The sequence below is a fragment of the Methylobacterium sp. CCH5-D2 genome, assembly GCF_001556475.1.
GTDB lineage: Bacteria > Pseudomonadota > Alphaproteobacteria > Rhizobiales > Beijerinckiaceae > Methylobacterium > Methylobacterium hispanicum.
In genome coordinates this window covers 1-4,268 of sequence record NZ_LSIX01000442.1, presented here as the reverse complement: position 1 = coordinate 4,268, position 4,268 = coordinate 1, and the positions used below count along the sequence as shown (strand labels likewise).

At 75.8% G+C, this 4,268-nt stretch carries 6 protein-coding genes; all 6 read right to left on the bottom strand.

From position 1 onward, the window contains the following. Positions 1-42: 42 nt before the first annotated feature. The 6 genes from AX737_RS11350 to AX737_RS11325 are packed head-to-tail and all read right to left on the bottom strand — an operon-like array spanning position 43 to position 4,237. Complete coding sequence (locus AX737_RS11350) at positions 43-684, bottom strand: response regulator transcription factor (protein WP_066921384.1); 642 nt, start codon at positions 682-684, stop codon at positions 43-45. Between the two features lie 10 nt (positions 685-694). Further along, the gene (locus AX737_RS11345) at positions 695-1,201 is read right to left on the bottom strand and encodes a hypothetical protein (protein WP_238230647.1); all 507 of its coding nucleotides are present in this window, start codon (positions 1,199-1,201) and stop codon (positions 695-697) included. Then, positions 1,198-2,130: a YncE family protein gene (locus tag AX737_RS11340; protein WP_066921382.1), complete on the bottom strand. Its 933-nt coding sequence runs from the start codon at positions 2,128-2,130 to the stop codon at positions 1,198-1,200. Before AX737_RS11340 ends, AX737_RS11345 begins: the two co-directional genes overlap by 4 nt. Further along, the gene (locus AX737_RS11335; protein WP_066921381.1) at positions 2,127-2,666 is read right to left on the bottom strand and encodes an SRPBCC family protein; all 540 of its coding nucleotides are present in this window, start codon (positions 2,664-2,666) and stop codon (positions 2,127-2,129) included. The genes AX737_RS11340 and AX737_RS11335 overlap by 4 nt, the downstream gene beginning before the upstream one ends. A 6-nt stretch (positions 2,667-2,672) precedes the next feature. Beyond that, on the bottom strand, positions 2,673-3,614 hold the full coding sequence (locus tag AX737_RS11330; protein WP_156453663.1) for a vWA domain-containing protein: 942 nt from the start codon (positions 3,612-3,614) through the stop codon (positions 2,673-2,675). A 47-nt stretch (positions 3,615-3,661) separates the two neighbouring features. After that, the gene (locus tag AX737_RS11325; RefSeq protein ID WP_066921377.1) at positions 3,662-4,237 is read right to left on the bottom strand and encodes an MxaK protein; all 576 of its coding nucleotides are present in this window, start codon (positions 4,235-4,237) and stop codon (positions 3,662-3,664) included. Between the last annotated feature and the right edge of the window lie 31 nt (positions 4,238-4,268).

Below are 4,268 nucleotides of genomic sequence, written 5' to 3'. Positions count from 1 at the left end.
CCTCCCTCCCCCTCCCGCGGGGGAGGGAGAACGCGCGGTGCATCACCCGTGCGAGCCGAGATCCTCCACGGCGAGGATCATCCCGAGCAACTCCGCCTGCGTGCGGGCGCCGAGCTTCTTCCGGATCGACGCGCAGGTGTTGACCACCGACCGGTAGCCGATCGACAGGTTGTCGGCGATGAAGCGGTAGTCGCGCCCCTCCCGGAGCAGGATCGAGACCTGGATCTCGCGCGCGCTCAGCGTGTCGTAGCGCGACGGCTCCGAGGCCGCGCCGAGACCCGCGATCTGCGTCGCGAGGCGGTGGGGCAGGTAGGGGCGGCCCGCCCGGACGGCGTCGAAGGCCGCCAGGAAATCGCCCACCGGCAGGTCCTTGAAGACGTAGCCGATGGCGCCCGCTTCCAGCGCGCGCGCCGCGATGACGGGGTCGCGGTGCATGCTGAAGGCGAGGATGCGGGCGCGCGGCTCGAGCGCGCGCATGCGCCGGATCAGCGCGAGCCCCGCGAGCCCGCTGCCCCGGAAGGCCAGATCGACCACCGCCACCTGCGGGCGGATGCGGTGGAACAGCCGGTAGCCCGAGACCGGGTCTGCCGCCTCGAGGATCATGGCGACGCCCGCATCCTCGACCACCCGCCGGAAGCCCTGCAGGATCACCGGGTGATCGTCCACGATCAGGACGCCCGTCACCGCGCCCTCCTCACCGGGCCTGCGCGGCGTAGCGCTCGCGCAGGCGCGCCAGCGCCGCCTCGCGGGAGTGCCCGTCGCGCCGCACCGTGACGTAGTGCTGGCACATCTCGCCGTAGAGCTGGCGCCGCCCGCTCGCGGCCGCGACCCCGGCGAGATCGGCTATCAAGGCGGCCGGGCTCTCCGCGACCCGGATCTCGGCGAGCATCGCCTCGAGCTGCATCGTGCGGTTGGCGACCATGCGGGGATCCTCGACGAAGCGCCCGCGCGCCTCCGCGAGGCTCGCCCGCAGCGCCACGAGCGCGGACGGATCGACCGGCTGGCCGCCGGCCGCGTGCCGGGCGAGCCAGACCGCCGGCTCGGTCCGGTCGGTGGGCGAGAGCCACGCGGTCTCGGGGGCCGCCCGGTCGCTGCGCGCCGCGATGGCGCCGGGCTCGCGCTCCCGCTCCTCCTCGCCGCCGCAGCCGGCGAGCGGGAGCGCGACGGCCCCGAGGAGCGCGAGGGCGCGCAGGGTCGTCACCGCCCGGCCCCGGCCGGCAGCGCCACGGCGGCGCGCGGCCCGCCCGGCACCTTGCGCCGGGCCACCTCGCGCATCTGCGCGAGATCGATCACCGAGACGTCGTCCGAGAACCAGTTCGCCACGTAGGCGCGCGCGCCCTCGACCGCGATCCCCTCCGGATAGCGGCCCACCGGAATCGTGGCCGTGATCGCGAGATCCGCGTCGAGCACCGAGACGCTGGCCGATTCCTGGTTCGTCACCAGGATCCGCTCGCCGTGGACCGCGACACCGTAGGGGCTGCGCCCGGCGGGCCTCGTCGCGAGGGCCTCGAGCGCGGCGGTGTCGATCGCCGTGAGGTCGTTGCTGCGCACGTTGCCGACATAGAGGCGGTGCCCGTCCGCCGATAGCCCGAGCGCGAAGGGTGCCCGGCCCACGGGCACGCGGGCGAGGCGGGTCATCGTGGCCCCGTCCACCACCGCGACCGAATCGCCGCCGCGCTCGGCCACGTAGAGGCGCCCGGCCGCGTCCGCCACCAGCCCGGCGGGCTCGGGCCCGACCGCGGCCTCGGCCTCGCGCGCGCCGCTCGCGGCGTCGATCCGCACCAGCCGCCCGCCCTGCCAGTCGCCGACGAAAAGCTTGGCGCCGTCGCCCGAGACCGCGATGCCGAAGGGCTGGCCGGCGAAGGGCAGCTGCCGCAGCACCCGCGCTCCGCCGGGCGCGACCGCAGTGATCGTGCGGCGGTCGGGATGGGTGAGGTAGAGCGTGCCGTCCGGCCCCGCCGCGAGGCCGGCCGGGCCGGCGCCGACGGCGACGGGCGCCGGCTCGGAGGCGTCGCCGACCTCGGTCAGCGCGCCGCCGTCCTGGCTCGCCACGTAGACGGCCGCCTCGCCCCGCGGGGCGCAGAGCGCGAGAGCGAGCGCCGCCGCGAGCCCGGCCGGGCCGAGTCTCACCGCGTCCCCTCGACCTTGGCCTTCAGGCCTTTCAGCCCGTCGGCGAAGTAGCGCGCCATCGCGGCGTGGCCGGCGGCGTCGCTCAGCTCCTCCGGCGGCTCGTTGCCGGTGTCGCCGCGGTAGAACCGCCCGGCCCAGGAGACCTTCGCGCCCTGGCCGTCCGGCGTCACCGTGACGGTGGCCGAGTAGGAGGAGACCGGCAGCGCCTTCAGGTCGGGCTCGCCCATCCGGTACGAATAGGTCATCGCGTCGGCCTTCCACTCGTCGAGGCCCTCGTCGAGGGTGCCTCCGCTCTTCAGCGTCACCTTGCGGCTCGCGCCGCTGGCGTCGCCGCCCGTGGCCTCGACCTTGGCCACGTCCGGATGCCATGCGCCGATAGTGCCGAACGGCCCGACCACCTTCCAGACCGCGGCCGGGGGCGCCGCGATGGTGACCGTCTGCTCGACCTTCTGGGGCGTCGGGCCGTGGGCGAGCGTCGCGACCGGCGCGAGGCCGGGGAGAAAAGCGAGGACGAGCGTCGGCAGGGTGAGGCGCATGCAGGATCAGGCCTTTCGCGGGGTGGGAACGCGCATCGTGAGGGCGCGCAGCGGCGCGGCCAGGAAGGCCGCGAGCACGAGGACGAGGGCGGCGGCGCCGAGGTACGGCCGCAGGTCGAGCCGCCCGGCCACCGGGCTCCGTGTAGCGACCGCCCGCAGGGGCGCATCGAGCGAGGCCGGCCCGTCGAGATGGGCGTAGGCGAGGCCGGTGCGGTCGGCGAGCGCCTTCAGGTGGGGCTCGCGCACCGACGAGAGGTGTTCGGTGCCGCCCGCGGCCGCGGCGCCGAACGGGGCGTTCCTCGGGTTGTAGCCCTCGCGCGATTCGGCGTCGGCCGGGGGCGGGCCGAAGCGGTTCTCCTGCTGCACGTCGGTCTCGCCGTAGAAGCCGGTCTCGCGGCCGCGGTCGTTGTACTTCGGGATCGGCGAGAGGCCGTAGCCGCCCGCGCCCACGATCAGCCCCCGCACCGCACCGGGCTGCCCCTCGAAGGGCGGCAGCGCGCCGGCCCGGAGCGGCGGCGCCTCCTGCCCGTCCGTGACGAAGACGAGGTCGGTGCCGATCTCGCCCGCCATCGCGATCGCGCGGTCGAGCCCGGCGGTGATGCGGCTGTCGGCCTCCCAGGCCATGCGCCAATCGAGCGCCGCGATGGCGCCGTCGAGCGGCGCGAAGTTCTCGCAGACCTCGACGGGCGCGAAGAGCAGGAACGGCCGCCGCTCGGTGAACAAGCCGAGCGCCAGCCGGGAGCCGCAGGGCAGGCCCGCGAGCAGGTGGCGCAGCGCCGCCTTTGCGGCCTCCAGCCGGCTCTGCGGCTGGCCGCCCGCCGCGTAGTCGCGCACGTTCATGCTGCCGGTGATGTCGACCACCGCCAGCACCTGCACGCCGGTCCGGGTGAGCGGCAGCGGCGGCACCCAGGCGGTCGCGAGCGCCAGGGCGAGCGCGGCGGCGAGCATCCGGAAGCGGGCGTCGCGCAGGTTGCGCCGCCAGGGCGGCCGGGCGCTCACGGCGCCCCCCGCGGCTGGCCGGGGATGTCGGTCCAGATCTTCTTGGGCTCGGCCTTCAGCTCGTCGCCGATCTGGCGATCCAGTTCGGGGAAATCGCGGATCAGCCGGGAGGCGACGTCGAGGTTGAACTTGGCGTCCCAGAACGCGGGCCGGGCCTGGAGGGCGCGGCGGTATTCCTGCCGGGCCAGCACGATCAGCGGGCCGGCCGGGTCGAGCTGACCGCGCTCGATCAAGTCGAGGGCGCGGCGCAGGCGCGCGTTGCCGAGCGCGTAGCGGGCGCGGGCGAGGAGGGCCGGGGCATCGCGGGATTCGAGGGCGGCGACGAGGGGCTCCATCGCCTCGGTGGCGTCGCGGCGGGCGAGCTGGAGCACGCGGGCCAGGATGAGCTGGGCCGGGGCCTCGGTCGTCACCGGGCGGTCGTGGTTGGCCTCCAGCGCGGCGATGTCGCGGTTGGTGGCCTGCGCCCGCCAGGACAGCCCGCCCGCGACGAGCGCGCCCGCGAGGAGCAGGCCGGGCAGTGCGAGGAGCAGGTGCGGCCGCGAGCGGGACCAGGCGCTGCTGAGGGAGGACATGCGCTACCCCCGATCCCGAACACGCCCTCCC